The following is a 16,822-nucleotide window of genomic DNA, read 5'->3' on the forward strand; positions in this document are numbered from 1 at the left end:
TGATTGTGTTTATACCTCAAGGGATTTGTCGTTAGCGCGCAAATCAAACAGGAACTGGTAAAACAACTCTTTTCGCAGGGTCAGTTCGCTGCTGTCGAATCGGATCCCGGCTTTGGGAATAGAGGCGTCATTGTTCACCCCCACCACTTTACCCGTCAGCTTCCCGGTCAGATCGCTGCCGTACTCAAGGTTCAGGGTCAGGGTTTCATCTTCAAAAAACAGGTGGTCGTCCGCCTTGGCTTCCAGACAGCAGCCGGAAACGGAATAATCAATCATCACGCCGGTAAAGTTGCCGGTGTCACTTTCGATTTGCATTGATAGCTTGGTATCCAGTCGCGGCTCCTGACGGATCTGGCGGTGTGCCACGTTTTCAGGGATAGAGACAATCAGCAGGCGGATAGGTTTTTGAATGACACCCATCACCAAAGACCGAAAGGCGATGACATCCCTGAATTCACTGTCGGTAATGGCCCGGATAATAAGTTCGTTGTTGGGTATGAAGAAGCGTTCAAGATTCGGTGTGCTCCCTGAGGGGCGGTCAATCAGCAAGAACTGATCTTTGCGGTAACCCACCAAACGCGAGTTGACCTGCATTTTTTTAGGGTCGTCAGCCAACTCCAGATTCAGCCTCGCGCCAACGGAAAGTAACCGGTAAAAACTGTCGGACGATTCTGTCTTGATGGTTTTCATGGCGGGAATGGCTCCTGTGTTTTCCTGGCGCTAAAGCGTGACGAAAAGTGGTTATCGGTAATGATTGATAATAGTGTCCAATTCACCATTGGCCTTCATTTCGCCCAGCCGTTTTTCCATAAACTGCTGAATGTCACTATCCAAGCCCGGAGAATAGGCGAGGTGGATGTTGTATCTGGGGATTAAGCTGTTCACTTTCTGCAAAGCGTAGTCTTTGTCTGATAAGCCGAGTCGGCGAAGGTTGTATTTCAGGCGCAGATCCATCTCTACAAATCCTCCGGCGTTCTTCAGCCTGTCGACCACGCGGAAGGCCGCATCGTAGTTTTTCACCCGAACTTCACTGACGCTTCCTTTGGCAATCTTGATATCCAGACCAGGATAGTTAAAACCAAATAACAGCACGGCTATTTTTCCATCCAGATCGTCGGGCTTTTTATAGTCAAAAGGGTTATCCCTGCGGGTGAGTAAACTGTGCTCAACTTCCAGAATGGGCTCGGCCGATAGGTTGGCCGCTTGCCATTGTCCCCAAAGTGGGCTGCCGTATGTCACCCAGTTCTTGTCTTTGTTCTGCCCAAGTTCAGCAATCACACGGTTAAACGGGTAGGTATGAATATTCAACTGATGATCAGAGCCTGCCAGCGCCTTTTGCACGATCTCGGTAACGATGCCGCGGTGATTCTGACCATTTTCCTGGATTTGCAGGGGTTCTGCCTGATCCTGCACCACATAATAATTCAGCGTCCACGCCTGCGACGGCAAGGGTGAAAGCAGGGCGAACAGCATGGCGAGGGCAGCTTTTGCGGTTCTGCCCACATTGAACTCATTTCTCGACATAGTTGAGCATCCAATTTTACGAATCGTGACTATTCTTAGAGATGGATGTTTTATAAATAAGACATTAATAAGCCTAGACTATGTTGAATCAAAAAGAGAATTTCACTCCATCTTCCAGCATGGCAGCCAGATTGGTTGGCCGTGTTCTGCTCGTTTGTACTTTGCTGGCTTTTATGGTCGCTGCCTTTGCCCTCTACCTCGACTACCAATCGCGTACTGAACAGCTGCGGGAAAATGCGCTTTTGATTCAGCAAACGGATCTGGACAGTATCACCCACAGCGTATGGCAGGAAGACATTGAGCAGGTCAATGTAATTGCAAAAGGGGTGTACAGCGACCCGGAGATTTCCTTCATTAAGGTGTTTGATGAAAACCGGGTGCTGGCGCAATTCGGTACACCGCCCCCAGACCCGAAATTCTCTTACCGGTGGCCTTTGGTTCATGACGAGTTTGGGCAAACCTATTCCTTGGGATATTTACAGGTCGATGTGAGCCTGCAAGGTATTTATAACGATCTGTCCCGCCAGTTCATTATGTTGTTGCTGTTTCTGGGCGGCGTAACCCTAATTCTGGGGGGACTGGTGTTCGCCATTGTGTACGTCGATGTTGTGCGCCCTTTGTCCTGGATATCAAAAAGGGTGAGCCAGTTTGACGCGGATAATATGCCCGTGCCGATTGCTGTGCCGGAACGCCCCATGGGGGAAGAACTGGTCACCCTCTACAGCCATTACAACAACACCATAGGCAAAATGCGCCAATACTATGCCGAGCTGAAAGACACCACCTTGCAGGCTGAACTCGCCAACCAGAAAAAGAGCGAGTTCCTTGCCAATATGAGCCATGAAATCCGCACCCCAATGAACGGAATCATCGGCATGGCTTCCCTTTTAAAGGGCACCAAACTTGACGAAGAACAGCGTGAATTTATTGAAATGCTGGAAACCTCGTCGCTTTCTCTGCTCGACATCATCAACGACATTCTGGACTTCTCGAAAATTGAGGCGGGCAAGCTGGAGCTGGATTTTGTTGAACTGAACCTGTTTGAACTCAATAAAGACATCGAGCACCTCTTCCGTCTGCGCACCAAAGAGAAGGGTTTGACCCTTGAGTGCAACGTGGACGAGCAGCTATCCCCCTTGTTAATGGGCGATGCGCCGCGCTTACGCCAGGTAATGATTAACCTGGTTGGGAATGCGGTGAAGTTTACCCAGGAGGGCAAAATCGCTGTGCATATCCGTAAGGTAAAAGAAACGGGTGACACCCTGACGGTGCAGTTTGAAGTGGAAGATACAGGCATAGGTATTCCGAAAGACAAACAGCAGGCCATTTTCGACAAGTTCGAACAGGCGGACGGCAGTATGAGCCGCAATTTTGGCGGTACTGGCCTTGGCCTTGCGATTTCCAGCCAGATTGTCGAGCTGATGGGCGGCAATCTTGAACTGGAAAGTGAGGAAGGCGTGGGCAGCCGCTTCTACTTTACCGCGACGTTTGATCGTGCTGCCTTACCAGAGAGTACCCCGATTGATGCCCTGATGTTTTCTGATGCTGCCATGTTGCTGGTGGACGACAGCCGCCTGAATATGCGCATTACCAGCGCGCAGCTCAGCAACCTGGGTTGTCAGGTTACCTGCTGTGTCCAACCGGAAGACGCGGCGGATATGATTGCCGAGCGCATGGAGACGTCCAAGCCGTTCAAGATTGTCATTCTGGATAAACTGATGCCCCAGTCAGACGGTTTTTCTATCGCGTCGACATTGCGCAAACGCTTCGGCAAACGCTGCCCGAGCCTGGTGATGATCACGGCAGCGCCGGAAGTGCACGACAACGTCAAACTGGAAAGCTTCAATATCGAGGGATACCTGTCGCGCCCTTATAAATTCAACGATCTTCGCAGCACCCTGACGCGCATCTTGCGCAACCAGCAGGCCAGCTTGGGAGTAATTTCACTTTCCGGTGTTAAGAAAGAGAAACCCAAAACCGTCGCCCGACCCCAGGAGTCGTCGTCTTATAACGGCAGGGTTCTGGTGGTGGAAGACACATTAGTTAACCAGCGTGTCACGCAGGCCATGTTGCTCAGACTTGGTGTGGATGTGGTGCTGGCTGAAAACGGCAAGATTGCGCTGGAGCTTTGCAAAACGGATTCGTTCGATCTGATTTTTATGGATTGCCAGATGCCGGTAATGGATGGGTATCAGGCGGCGAGGCTGCTGCGCGAATATGGGTATGCACCACAAACCCCGATTGTTGCCCTGACCGCCAACGCGACCTCACAGGACAGGGAAGAGTGCCTGAAAGCCGGTATGGATGATTACATCGCCAAACCTGTAAGCAAGGCAGATTTAGAGAAAATGATAAAAATCCATATGCCTGGCGCAGAGATAGAGCGGGCTGGTTCTGTATAACGCAGGCTGGCACATGAAACACAAATGTCGATGTGAATAGGTTTTTCGTTCTCTGTAAATTAAAGAGAGATGACCGTATCGCTTCCGGCGAGTAGTCAGCATCGTCTTCGGTTGCTGGCTGATATCAATGCATTTGCGAGACAAAGAACGTCCCTTCAGATTTAGTGCCCGAGCAGTATGAGGCATATTTCACCCTCAACTCATTTCCAATAGCAATCGACATTGATGCAGGTTGTGGTTTTTAGTACGAACGATGTGTCACTTATAATACAATTGACATATTGAACTCTCACTTTTTAAACACCAAAAAATCCCAATAAAACAATTAGATATAAGTATCACCTTTATTAGGTGTAAATAATAAATATAGTTAAACAAAAGTTTTTGATTGTCACGATTTAAATTTTTTCAAAAAGTGACTGGGTTATTTTAATTTCTTTGAGCACCTTCAAAAAAAACGCCATTAAATTTGAGGTGACTGTATTTGCTGCGTTTAATTTGCCTGTAACAACTTGTTACATTTATTAATTATTGCTAAATCAGCAATTGTTAAATTAAAAAAAGCATAAGGAAATAATAATGAATAAAGGTAAGTTGACTTTATCAATGTCAGCTCTTGCACTGCTGCTTGGAATATCTGGACCAGTATTCGCTGGTGGCGGCGGCCCACCACCACCTGATAAATGTGCTCACTTACAAAATATCCAGTCTGGTGCGTTTGCAAACTATATTGCGGTAAGCAATAACTGCCCATACCGTGTGGTATTAAATTATTACGATTCGCTAGATAGAAGATGGAAAGCAAAAGGTGCATTAGGAACAACTACTCACAGTAAACCTTACTATTTCTATGTTGGCTCATTTGTAAGTCAATACAATTTCCAAAAAGCTAACTAAACACCATGCCACCCTTGTGGGTGGCATGCTTACTGAATCGGTAGTTTATAAATATGAGAATACTCGTTGCTCTCCTTATCGTTGCATTGTTATCTGGTATATTCCTTTCTAAAAAAGGAACAAAATCGGAAATATATGAAATGGTGGAAGTAGAGACAGTAAAAGAAGAGAACTTCATACAGGTAACTGCTGAAGTACAGTCTCAAGGAACAATAAAAATTACTGCCGATGAAAAAAAGAAATTCAAGCAGATCTTTGTTAAAGAGGGTGACTCAATCAAAAAAGGTGACCCCATTGTTTCTCTTGAACTTGAAGACGCGAATGAGGATATCAGCAAACTGTCTCAGGATCTCGAGTTGGCAAAAATAAGCTTGGAGAAACAATTGATGTCCGTGAGGATTTCAAAGGAAGGATTAAAAGAAGCGCAAGTACTATTTAGTGCGAAGGCTATTCTCGAAGATGACTTAAAAAAAGCCAAATTCAAATATGAAAATGATATCCTATCGCTGAAGGAGGTAGAGCAAAAAGTACATCAGATAAAAAGTCAAATGGATTATATTAAGAGCAATAAGTTAACTGTCATTACTTCTACGATAAATGGTACCGTTTACAAATGTCCTGATGTTGGATTTAGCCAATTGTCGCGGGATAAGCAAATAATTGAGGTTTTTAACAACGAAAATTTCAATCTAGTTTTCTACTTAAAGCCCTCTGACTTTAAAAATATTAATGTTGGAATGACAGTGCAAGGTTTTTACAGCGAGGGAGAAAAAAAAGAAATATATGGAGTCGTCAGTGTAAAAGTTCCCTATCCTGATCAGGACAGTATTAAAAAAGGCGTTCTACGGTACAAGGTCGTTGCCAGAATTACGAGCGAAATAGATGATATTCTTGTTGGTGAGAAAATAGACGCATTTGTATTGTCTGGAGAATCAACGACTAGACATTATGTTCCGTTCAATACTTATATAGAAGATAAAGATAATGTCCAATACCTCGAAACCTTCGATGCTTATGGTAACCGGCAGTTAGTAAGAGCAAATTTTGGTGCAGTTAAAAATGGAAAGGTTGAAGTAGTTGGGGTGGACCTTAACGGACTTAAAGTAAAGGTAGCTAACAATGACTCAACCAGTGATTAAATTGAATTCAGTCTCCAAAAAAATTCATGACAGCGAAATATTGTCTGATATCAATCTGACCATTTCAGATGGTGAATTCATCTCAATTTTAGGTAGTTCTGGTAGTGGGAAAAGTACCCTTACCAATATTATTGGATTACTTGATGATGATTTTGTTGGATCTTATCTACTTGATGGAATGGAGATGGTTGGTAGAAGAGGGTTAGAGGATGTTCGAAATCAGATTTTTGGCTTTATATTTCAATCCTATTATCTTATTTCCTACCTGACAATCAGAGAAAATTTAGACCTAATTATAAAAATAAAGCACAAAAATAGTGAAAAGAAAAAACTCATTGATAATGTTCTAAAGAAAGTTGGGTTGACAGAAAAAATAGATTCTTTTCCAAATGAATTATCGGGGGGAGAACAACAAAGAATCGCTATCGCGAGGGCAATTATCAATTCACCAAGAGTGATCATTGCAGATGAACCTACTGGGGCATTAGATCTTTCAAACAAGAGAATAATATACGAAATTCTTTCGGAGTTAAACTCAGAAGGAAAAACAATAATTCTAATAACGCATGACGTTGAGTTTTCGAATTTAGTGAAGAATAACTATGAAATTAGAAAGGGAAAAATCTTTAAAAAAAATATCAACGATGAAAATTAACGTCGACTTATTGTATGTTCTCCGTATTCTTTTTCGTTGCAGAGGTATTGTTTATCCTGCCATTATAAGTATATCTCTTGGTGTTGCGTGTATTACTACAGTTCTCAATGTTGGTCAGGCAATGAAGAACAATGTTGTCGAATCTCTTTCCCTATCAAACAATACCATTGAAGCATACTTTCTCAATGGAAGTGAATTGAATGAACAGTATTTTACCGATAGTGACATATCAAAACTTGAGATATTAATGCGCTATAAAGAGATAGGTATCTCGAGTAACGTCAATACAGTTGTAGATGGTCATTTCATCAATGTATTGGCTATAAATGATTTTTACTATCAATCAAAATTCGGCAAAGACATCAATGCGATGTTGATGAATACAATAAACAAGGTCGCCATCGTTCCAAAAGCGATGAGTGGAATATTCATGGTTGGTAATAATGGTGAGAGATATATAGAAATAGGAGATGAGAAATTTGTCGTTGTTAATGAATATGATGGGCATGATGATTCCCCTGTCTACATTCCATATAAAACGTTGAGAGAGATTTCTGATAAAGGAATCGAAAAGTTGATATTTTTTGATGACAACCCAGAAAACATCTTGAAGTCATACAATCGAATTAAACTTTCTATTGATAATGTATTTGGTGATACGAGTAAGAATATAGTAATTAAGGTTAGTAAGGATATCATAGAAGCGATAACGAAAAACATATCAGAAATACAACAGTATCTCTTGCTTATATCCTTGATACTCATGGTCGTAGCAACAGTAAATGTCAATAATGCATTGAGTAGGTTAGTGAGTAAAAGGAAGATGGAGTTTGGCATTAGGTTAGCTTACGGTGAAACAAAGAAAAACCTCACCATCAACTTATTGATTGAAACTTTTGTTATCTGCCAATTTGGTGTCATTCTAGGTGGTGTCCTTTATTTAATTTTGTCTATGCTGTTAGTTTTACTGGTGCCTGGTTTGGACTTTGCTTTTTATCCAGAATATTTTTTGTTATCTATTTTTGTTGGTACTGTTTCTGCGTTTTTCAGCGCAATAACACCAAGTATTAAGATCATGAATTTGTCAGTCATTAGAATTCTGAGGGATTTATGAGAGTCATATCCATTTTATTGTTGTCTTCACTGATGTATTCGTGCACTAGCTTAGACGAAAATTTATATGTGGCAGATTCATCGTCTTTCTCATACGAAAGTGAAGCCCTAATCTCGTCACATTCCTCAGATAACGTTGACGGAAACCTTCGTATAAGGAACTACATAGATAACGTAAAGTTTATAGAAATTTATGAATATGTAATGAGTAACAGTTCCGATGTGAGAATAAAGGAGTTAGAAGCTGACATTAAAGAGCTGAATAACAGTTCAAATTCATTCGCATCATTTCCTACTCTGGGTATTGGGGTTTCGACATCAATATCAAAGAAGGAAAGTATTAATTCCTATTACGGTTCGTTATCCACAGGTACCAGTCTCAACTCAATCATATCAAAACTATCTGAAACTTCAAAATCTGACATTTTATCTAAAATGAAGGCTGTGAACTTATCAATAGTTTCAAGCCATGTTTTTTCTGATCTTTCAAAGATTGTATATGAGATTGAGGAAATTGATAAAACGAGCGCTATTTTGGGTGAAATTATAAACCTTCAACGGGAAAAAACTGAAATAATTGAATTGTTATTCCACAAGGGTAAGGTTGCTGAGTCCAAATGGTTGGACAGTATTCATGATTTGAATTTAACAGAATATGAGTTGGATAAAAAGAATCAACGCAGGAAACAGATTTTATACAAACTAAAAATGGACTCTGGTTTGGAATTGAAGGGGGATGATTATTCTTTCGATATCAGTGAATCTTCACCACTATTATCAGGATTCTCATTCTATCACATTGCTAACAGCAATGATGTGAAGCTGAAAGAGTTTGAAATGGAATTGTCATATACGGATGCGCGGAATGCAAACCTTCTGTTTATACCAGAGATTTCAATATCAATTGGTACTGATTTATTGGAAGTCATTCAGGATATCACAATGTCATCTTTCCTGAACTCTATATCTGTTGCGTTTCCCTTGGATTTTTCTGACAAAATCAACATGAAAGAGTCCAGAATTAAAACGTATAGAAAAAGTGTTTACGAGTATAAAAAGTCTATATACGAGGGAGTATTGAAACTATCCAAAGCGTACTTTGAGTATAGGGAGGCTAAGAGTAAATATCTATATAGTATGGAGCAAATGAAAGTGAGGGAAGCTGAGTCGCAAAAGATAGCGCTCAAATACCAATTTGGCAGTGTTTCTTACCTGGATTTTCTTGATTTTTCTATCGACACACTTAGAAAGGAAAATATTAGTCACGAAGATAAACGCGCTCTTAACAACAAGCGTGTAGACTTGGTCGTGGAAGCTGGCTATGAATTTTGATAAAAACAACATAATATTTTCTTCGAGTGTGATTTTCTTTACTCTTCCATTATGGTGGGATGATCACTTTTCTTGGGTTTTCAATATTGTTGGACTGACGATATTTTTAATTAGCTCGGAGTATTTTCTTAGAAATGAGTTGTTCAGAAATTATTTTGTTTTTTCGGTGTCTTTCTTTGCGGTCTGGGTGTTGTTATCAACATATTATCTTTTTGAAACATTATATATAAATGCTGATATTGGTCTGGCACTGAGTGTTTTTCTTGTGGGAATCGCTATTGTTTTAATGCTGCTACCCTATATCTTTATGGTGATAGTGTCTTACCTTTTGAGAAGGTATTCAACGTATATCAGGTTAACTGCGGCTTTCTGTGCTTGGATGACTATTGATTTTCTGACGCAGAATTACAATTATAGTTTAAGCACTTTAAAGCTAAATTATTTTTATATTGACTCGCCTTTTAGTGTCTACTTTCCAATTGGGGGAGGTTTACTGGTGAGTGCAGTTGTGCTTTTCACTGCAATGCTTCTGGCTAATTGTAATCGCTATACCATTTCTGTTTTGGTGATGGTCATATTTATCACGCTATTGGCCAGTGATAGAAACTATACCGAGTATCAGAAAAAAGCCCCCTTAAAAGTGTCGGTCGTACAAACCGGTGAAAATCTGAATTCGATAAAAACCAGAGATATTGAGTTTCCCAACAACATTTTATCTCTCCTGAATCAAGTACCTTTGGATGCCGATTTGGTTGTACTACCAGAAGTGCTTTCTAACCAGATTATTTACAATTTTCCAAAGTCATTTTTCATCCGACTAAGAGAATGGTCAATGGAAAGAGATTCAGATCTGATTTTTGGCGCTTTCAATAACTCTGATAATGAAACCGGGATTCCAGTGGTGTCTGCCTTCTATGTCACTTCAGAAGAGTTGAGGACGTTTTCTGATGATGAGCCATTGTGGCGATTGAGCAACTACTACTATGGTAAACAGGCGTTAATCCCCTTTGCGGAAACGTCGCCAGGGATACTCAAGCATTTTGACAATGCATTTGATAATTCCAGTCTGTCTAAGAGCTACTTTAAACATACCGTTTGGGATGTGAAAGGTTATCTGGTTTCTCCGTCTATCTGTTACGACTTTTACTTTCCCAATGTGGTGAATAAAAACGGTATTGAATCCAACTTGCTGCTTAATATCGGGTCTCAGACCTGGTTGGCGGGTACACAGGGCCCCGAAGTCTTACATAACTTTTCTCGTGTTCGTGCATTAGAAAATGCAAGCCCGGTGCTGCGGGTCGATACATTTGGTATTTCAGAATTGATCGATGAGAAAGGTAGGGTGGTTTTTCAGCTACCAGAAGGGAAGAGCATGGTGAAGTCATTTGAATTACAGTATGCGACGGGGGCCACGCCTTATGCCAGATACTCAGATTATCCTCTGATCGCGTTGCTTATCGCGAACGCGATTGGGGTTTTATTTTACAGCTCTGTGAAGCGCTTTCGTCAAAGCGATTCCCAATATTCTATTTGATCAAATGACGTTCGGTATTAGTGAGGCCATAAAAAAGCCAACTTATTGATAAGTTGGCTTTTGGTTTAAAAGTACCGGCAACGCTTACATCGCTGATTTCCATTGCTGAAGCAGTTCTTCATAAGCAATGGTTTGGCCTTTTGGCTTCTCGTTAGAGAGTTTGGCTTTCGGTGCACCCGGCAGTTTCAGCCAGTATTCTGGATCGCGTGGCTCGTTAAGTTTTGGACCACACGCGCCTTGAACGTTGGCACGCTCCAGACGTTGCATGACGCGATCCTGCGCTTGTGCCAATCCATCCAGTGCTTCCTGAGGTGATTTCTCACCGTTGGCCGCTTCTGCGATAAATTGCCACCAAAGCTGCGCCAGTTTTGGATAGTCAGGCACGTTGGTTCCGGTTGGGGTCCACTGAACACGCGCCGGGCTGCGGTAGAACTCTACCAGGCCACCCAGTTTTGGTGCGACGTCGGTCATTGCCTGCGAGTTGATATCAGACTCGCGGATTGGCGTCAGACCCACCAGAGTTTTCTTGAGTGATACGGTTTTCGATACAGTGAACTGCGCATACAGCCACGCTGCCATGCGGCGTTTTGGATCGGTCGATTTCATCAACGTCCATGAACCTGCATCCTGATAACCCAGTTTCATGCCATCTTCCCAGTATGGGCCGCGTGGAGACGGTGCCATACGCCACTTCGGTGTACCGTCTTCGTTTACAACCGGCAGACCCGGTTTGGTCATGTCAGCGGTAAACGCGGTGTACCAGAAGATTTGCTGGGCGATAGAGCCTTGCGCGGGTACAGGGCCCGCTTCAGAGAAGGTCATCCCCTGTGCTTCCGGTGGCGCGTACTCGCGTAGCCAATCCACGTATTTGGTGGTGGCGTACACTGCCGCCGGGCCGTTGGTTGCACCGCCGCGTTCAACGCTTGAACCGACAGGCGAACAGCCATCAACACGGATACCCCATTCGTCGACCGGGATACCGTTTGGAATGCCTTTGTCACCTGCACCAGCCATGGAGAACCAGGCATCAGTGAAACGCCAGCCCAAGGATGGGTCTTTCTTACCGTAATCCATGTGACCGTAAACGCGCTGACCATCGATTTCCTTCACGTGAACCGAGAAGAATTCCGCAATGTCTTCATACGCTGACCAGTTAACCGGTACACCCAGCTCATAGCCGTAAATATCACGGAACTGTTTCTTCAGATCGTCACGGGCAAACCAGTCAGCACGGAACCAGTAAAGGTTGGCAAACTGCTGATCAGGCAGTTGGTAGATTTTTCCGTCCGGGCCAGTGGTAAAGCTGATGCCGATAAAGTCATCCAGATCCAGCGTCGGCAGGGTCACGTCCTTACCTTCGCTCTCGATATAGTCACTGATAGGGTACGCTTTGCCGTAGCGGAAGTGGGTACCGATCAGGTCTGAATCGTTGATGTACGCATCGTAAATGCTGCGGTTCGACTGCATTTCAGTTTGCAGTTTTTCCACCACGTCACCTTCCTGAATCAAATCATGGGTCAGTTTGATCCCCGTGATTTCTTCGAAGGCTTTCGCCAGCACTTTAGACTCGTACTCATGGGTGGTGATGGTCTCTGAGACCACCTTGATCTCCATCCCGCGGAAGGGTTTAGCAGCTTCCGTAAACCATGCCATTTCTTTTAGCTGCTCTTCCTGACTGAGCGTGGAAGGGGTAAATTCACCTGATACCCACTTCTTCGCCGCGTCGCTGTACTGGTCGGCGAAAGCCGCCGGTGCCAATAGCATGCTTATCATGAGCCCAAGAGGGGTCCATTTCTTTACAGCAGGCGTTTGCTTCATAGTTTTGCTCCTTTGTCGTTAACCCCAACGCAGAACGGAAATAAGCCAGACAATGGAAATCCCGAAGGGATACCAAATAGGCAAGTCCGTCATGCCGATGAAGAACAGGTGGATATAGGCGCTGCCAAGCAGGCCTATAAAGAGTCGATCACCCCGGGTAGTGCGGATAGGCAAAAATCCCTTCCTTTCCACACATGGCCGAAGTACTTCGAAGACGGTCATCACCAGCAACATGCAGGCGATGGTGATAAAAAACAGGGCGCTGGGGAGTGTCCAAGCCATCCATCCCATAACGTTTCTCCTTATACCCTTCCCAGTGCAAAGCCTTTGGCGACGTGGTTGCGAACAAACCAGATCACCAGTAATCCCGGTACGATTGTCAGAACACCCGCTGCCGCCAGTACGCCCCAGTCAATACCCGAGGCGCTCACGGTACGGGTCATGGTCGCCACGATGGGTTTCGCGTTGACCGAGGTGAGCGTGCGGGCGAGCAGCAGCTCTACCCAACTGAACATAAAGCAGAAGAAAGCCGTCACGCCGATACCGGAGCGGATCATGGGAATAAAGATCCGCACGAAAAAGCGGGGGAAACTGTAGCCGTCGATATAGGCGGTTTCGTCAATTTCTTTTGGCACGCCGCTCATAAAGCCTTCCAGAATCCACACTGCCAGCGGCACGTTGAACAGACAGTGCGCCAGTGCCACGGCGATATGGGTGTCGAACAGGCCGACCGAGCTGTAGAGCTGGAAAAAGGGCAGCAGGAACACCGCAGGTGGCGCCATACGGTTGGTCAGCAGCCAGAAAAAGAGGTGCTTGTCGCCGATAAAACGGTAGCGCGAGAACGCATACGCCGCAGGTAAAGCAACCGCCAGTGACATCAGGGTATTGATGGTCACGTAAGTCAGTGAGTTGAGGTAACCCGAATACCAGCTGGGGTCAGAGAAGATCACGATGTAATTATCCAGCGTGAAGCTCTGCGGCCAGAAGGTGAGACCGCCCAGGATCTCTTCGTTGGTTTTGAACGACATCATCAGCAGCCAGTAAATCGGCAGCATCAGGAACAGGATGTAGGCGAGAAGGCCAATCGTCTTACGGTTCATGACTTATTTCCCCTTGTCCATGTTGGTCATCGCGGTATAGAACACCCAACACACTAAAAGAATGATCAGAAAGTAAATGATGGAGAATGCCGCCGCCGGGCCAATATCGAACTGGCCGACCGCCATTTTGGTCAGTGCTTGCGACAGGAATGTCGTGGCGTTACCGGGGCCACCGCCTGTGAGCACAAACGGCTCGGTGTAGATCATAAAGCTGTCCATAAACCGCAGCAGGACACCGAGCAGCAAAACGCTTTTGAGCTTCGGCAGCTGGATATAGCGGAACACTGCCCAATTGGAGGCGCGGTCGATTTTCGCAGCCTGATAGTAAACATCCGGAATGGCGCGAAGGCCGGAGTAACAGAGCAGGGCGACCAGCGATGTCCAGTGCCAAACGTCCATCACCAGTACGGTGATCCACGCATCAATCGGATCGGCGGCGTAGTTGTATTCGACGCCAATGCTGTTCAAAAACCACCCCAGCAGGCCGATATCGGCGCGGCCGAAGATCTGCCAGATTGTCCCGACCACGTTCCATGGGATCAGCAGCGGAATGGCAAGGACAATCAACACCAGCGAGGCTTTCAGGCCACGGGCTGGCATGCAAAGTGCCACCGCAATACCGAGCGGGATTTCAATCGCCAGCACGCAGAAGGAGTAGATAAACTGGCGTACCAGCGAATCGTGCAGGCGGGGGTCGTTAAGGATTTCGCGGTACCATTCGGTGCCGACAAAATAGCGGGTGTTCTGGTCGAAAATATCCTGAATGGAATAGTTCACCACCGTCATCAGCGGAATGATGGCAGAGAACGCAACCAGGAGGAAAACCGGCAGCACCAGAAGCCATGCGCGGTTGTTTTCGGTTTTAGTCTGCATCCTGACCTCCTGTCGCATCAGCGTCCTGCGGCTCGCCAATCAGGTATTCGTCGATATAAAGTTTCAGCCACTGTGCGGGGAAGCTGATATGGGCGAACTCCTTTGGCACCGGCGCTTCTTCAGCAATGCGCAGCTTGATGGGCTCGGAGCCAAACTGAACGGTGACAATTTTGTAGGTACCGAGATCTTCCACATACTGCACCGGCACTTCCCACGAATCGGGACGCTTTTCCTGCCACACATGAATAAACTCCGGACGGATGCCGACTTTCACATTCTGACTTTCCGTTGCTGCCAATGCGTCACGTTGGCTTTGGGTCAACGTGATGGCGGTATCTTCAAACTGCACATTGCCATCACTTGTGCGGGACACCGGAAGCAGGTTCATGCCTGGGCTGCCGATAAAGAAGCCGACAAAGGTATGGTTGGGGCGTTCAAACAGTTCCCGCGGTGAACCGAACTGTACAATCGCACCGTCGTACATCACCGCGATTTCCTCGGCAAACGTGGCCGCTTCCAACTGGTCATGGGTGACGTAAATCATGGTGATATGGAACTGCTCGTGGATTTGGCGCAGCTTGCGGCGAAGTTTCCATTTGAGGTGCGGGTCGATAACCGTGAGCGGTTCATCGAACAGAATGGCAGACACATCTTCACGTACCAGACCGCGTCCCATGGAGACTTTCTGCTTTTCATCGGCGGTGAGGTTGCTGGCGCGTTTATCGAGTACCGTGTTGAGTTCCAAAAGTTCGGCCACTTCGCTAACGCGGGACCGCACCTTGGCTTCCGGCGTTTTCATGTTACGCAGCGGAAAGGCGAGGTTGTCGTACACCGTCATGGTGTCGTACACCACGGGAAACTGGAACACCTGCGCGATGTTGCGCTCCTGCGGTGCCATCTGACTGACGTCCTGCTTGTCGAAAATGACTTTGCCTTCGGAAGGGATTAGCAGGCCGGAAATGATATTGAGCATGGTGCTTTTGCCGCATCCCGATGGACCAAGCAGGGCGTAAGCGCCGCCGTTACGCCAGGTATGCGTCATTTTACGGATAGCGTAATCATGGCGATGCTGGGGCGAGGCCGAGTAGGAATGGGCCAGGGATTCGAGAACAATTTCAGCCATGGTCTTACCCCCTGATCCGTCGCGCTGACTGGATCAGCTTTTGTGAATGGTCGAACACATAGAGTTTGTGGGTCGGCACATAGATGCTGATTTTTTCGTCCACGTCGTAGTCGTGAACACCAGGCAGGTGCAACACCATGGCGATGTCGCGGTTGCGCACGTGCAGAAAGGTTTCACTGCCGCTGATCTCGGCAAGCTCCACGTCCACAGAAAGCTCTAAATCGTCGTCGTTATGTGGTACCAGACTTAGGTGGTTGGGGCGGATGCCGAACTGGTAATCACCGTCGCTTAATTCGCCCAAATCGGTGTTGAGAGGAAAGTGAATGTGGGTATCAAACGAGACATTGCCGCCACCGACACTGCCGCGGATAAGGTTGATGGGCGGTTCGCCGAACAGTTCCGCGCTGGTGACTGACGCAGGGTGGTGATACACCTCAGGTGTCGCACCGGACTGGATCACCTTGCCTTCGTGCATCAGCACCACATTACCGCCCAGCGCCAGCGCTTCATTGGGTTCGGTCGTGGCGTAAACCGCGATGGTATTGCGCTCGGCGAACAGCTCGCGCATTTCCTGGCGCAATTCTTCACGCAGTTTGTAGTCGAGGTTAACCAGAGGTTCATCGAACAGGATAAGGTCAGCGTTTTTGACCAGTGCCCGCGCCATGGCGGTGCGCTGTTGCTGACCGCCGGAAAGCTCCAGGGGCAGGCGGTTGAGGTACTGCTCGATGTGCAGCATCTTGGCCGTTTCCTGCACTTTTTCGCGGATCAGATCCTCCGGCTGTTTTTCAAGGCGCAGCGGTGAGGCGATATTTTCGAAAACGGTGAGGTTGGGGTAGTTAATAAACTGCTGGTAGACCATGGAAACGTTACGTTTGCGCACCGGAATGCCGGTAACGTCCTGTCCGTTAAACAGCACCCGTCCTGATGTGGGTTTGTCCAGCCCTGCCATCAGGCGCATCAGGCTGGTTTTTCCTGCCAGCGTCCTGCCGAGCAAGACATTAAAAGAGCCGGGCTCAATCCGCAGGTTGATGTCGTCCAGCCAGACTTCGTTATTGCTTATTCGTGTGACCTTCTCTAATTCGAGCGACATGAATACTCCCTGTTCGGTAATAGGTGTCATCCTTCACTAGGACACTTGACCGAGCGCGCGAATGCGCATCTTCGTCACAATCTGGATGACATACGCGAGAACCGTGCCAAAGGTTAAATAAATGTTAAGGCATTGATTTTGAGTGACTATAAGAAAGTGTGCACTGTTCAGCTGTGTAAAAAGTGTCAACCGGATTGTTGACTGTTAACAGAATGTGAACAA

Annotated in this window: 15 protein-coding genes; 7 read left to right on the top strand and 8 right to left on the bottom strand. The window is 46.0% G+C overall.

What is annotated here, in order from left to right; all coding sequences use genetic code 11:
* Positions 1–9 precede the first annotated feature (9 nt).
* Together KU854_RS04965 and KU854_RS04970 are read right to left on the bottom strand one after the other, a co-directional pair.
* Positions 10–690 carry a flagellar brake protein gene (locus KU854_RS04965; protein WP_218357354.1) on the bottom strand — a complete coding sequence of 227 codons (681 nt, stop codon included), beginning with the start codon at positions 688–690 and terminating at the stop codon, positions 10–12.
* Between the two features lie 51 nt (positions 691–741).
* Complete coding sequence (locus KU854_RS04970) at positions 742–1,524, bottom strand: substrate-binding periplasmic protein (protein WP_218357355.1); 783 nt, start codon at positions 1,522–1,524, stop codon at positions 742–744.
* Positions 1,525–1,604: 80 nt separating this feature from the next.
* Between KU854_RS04970 and KU854_RS04975 the strand changes: the two genes are divergently transcribed.
* The 7 genes from KU854_RS04975 to lnt all read left to right on the top strand — a co-directional run bounded on the left by KU854_RS04975 (position 1,605) and on the right by lnt (position 10,596).
* A complete protein-coding gene (locus KU854_RS04975; protein ID WP_218357356.1) occupies positions 1,605–3,926 on the top strand; it encodes a response regulator in 2,322 nt (773 codons plus the stop codon).
* A 579-nt stretch (positions 3,927–4,505) separates the two neighbouring features.
* On the top strand, positions 4,506–4,823 hold the full coding sequence (locus tag KU854_RS04980; RefSeq protein ID WP_218357357.1) for a hypothetical protein: 318 nt from the start codon (positions 4,506–4,508) through the stop codon (positions 4,821–4,823).
* Positions 4,824–4,876: 53 nt separating this feature from the next.
* Positions 4,877–5,962: an efflux RND transporter periplasmic adaptor subunit gene (locus KU854_RS04985; protein ID WP_218357358.1), complete on the top strand. Its 1,086-nt coding sequence runs from the start codon at positions 4,877–4,879 to the stop codon at positions 5,960–5,962.
* The gene (locus KU854_RS04990) at positions 5,943–6,617 is read left to right on the top strand and encodes an ABC transporter ATP-binding protein (protein WP_218357359.1); all 675 of its coding nucleotides are present in this window, start codon (positions 5,943–5,945) and stop codon (positions 6,615–6,617) included. Before KU854_RS04985 ends, KU854_RS04990 begins: the two co-directional genes overlap by 20 nt.
* The gene (locus KU854_RS04995; RefSeq protein ID WP_218357360.1) at positions 6,565–7,731 is read left to right on the top strand and encodes an ABC transporter permease; all 1,167 of its coding nucleotides are present in this window, start codon (positions 6,565–6,567) and stop codon (positions 7,729–7,731) included. The genes KU854_RS04990 and KU854_RS04995 overlap by 53 nt, the downstream gene beginning before the upstream one ends.
* 203 nt (positions 7,732–7,934) lie before the next feature.
* Positions 7,935–9,062, top strand: a complete 1,128-nt coding sequence (locus KU854_RS05000) for a TolC family protein (protein ID WP_218357361.1) — start codon at positions 7,935–7,937, stop codon at positions 9,060–9,062.
* On the top strand, positions 9,052–10,596 hold the full coding sequence (gene lnt, locus KU854_RS05005) for an apolipoprotein N-acyltransferase (RefSeq protein WP_218357362.1): 1,545 nt from the start codon (positions 9,052–9,054) through the stop codon (positions 10,594–10,596). Before KU854_RS05000 ends, lnt begins: the two co-directional genes overlap by 11 nt.
* A gap of 84 nt (positions 10,597–10,680) precedes the next feature.
* Here lnt and KU854_RS05010 read toward each other — a convergent pair whose 3' ends face one another.
* From KU854_RS05010 to KU854_RS05035, 6 genes are read right to left on the bottom strand one after another with little or no spacing between them, the layout of a single operon-like run.
* Positions 10,681–12,414 (bottom strand): ABC transporter substrate-binding protein, encoded by a 1,734-nt coding sequence (locus tag KU854_RS05010; RefSeq protein ID WP_218357363.1) that lies wholly within the window; start codon positions 12,412–12,414, stop codon positions 10,681–10,683.
* A gap of 18 nt (positions 12,415–12,432) precedes the next feature.
* On the bottom strand, positions 12,433–12,705 hold the full coding sequence (locus tag KU854_RS05015; RefSeq protein ID WP_218357364.1) for a DUF2160 domain-containing protein: 273 nt from the start codon (positions 12,703–12,705) through the stop codon (positions 12,433–12,435).
* A gap of 11 nt (positions 12,706–12,716) precedes the next feature.
* Positions 12,717–13,514, bottom strand: a complete 798-nt coding sequence (locus KU854_RS05020) for a carbohydrate ABC transporter permease (protein ID WP_054779066.1) — start codon at positions 13,512–13,514, stop codon at positions 12,717–12,719.
* Between the two features lie 3 nt (positions 13,515–13,517).
* Positions 13,518–14,387, bottom strand: a complete 870-nt coding sequence (locus KU854_RS05025; protein WP_218357365.1) for a carbohydrate ABC transporter permease — start codon at positions 14,385–14,387, stop codon at positions 13,518–13,520.
* The gene (locus tag KU854_RS05030) at positions 14,377–15,510 is read right to left on the bottom strand and encodes an ABC transporter ATP-binding protein (RefSeq protein ID WP_218357366.1); all 1,134 of its coding nucleotides are present in this window, start codon (positions 15,508–15,510) and stop codon (positions 14,377–14,379) included. The genes KU854_RS05025 and KU854_RS05030 overlap by 11 nt, the downstream gene beginning before the upstream one ends.
* 4 nt (positions 15,511–15,514) lie before the next feature.
* Positions 15,515–16,600 carry an ABC transporter ATP-binding protein gene (locus KU854_RS05035; protein WP_218357367.1) on the bottom strand — a complete coding sequence of 362 codons (1,086 nt, stop codon included), beginning with the start codon at positions 16,598–16,600 and terminating at the stop codon, positions 15,515–15,517.
* Positions 16,601–16,822 lie beyond the last annotated feature (222 nt).

It is taken from the genome of Enterovibrio paralichthyis (assembly GCF_019209835.1).
GTDB lineage: Bacteria > Pseudomonadota > Gammaproteobacteria > Enterobacterales > Vibrionaceae > Enterovibrio > Enterovibrio paralichthyis.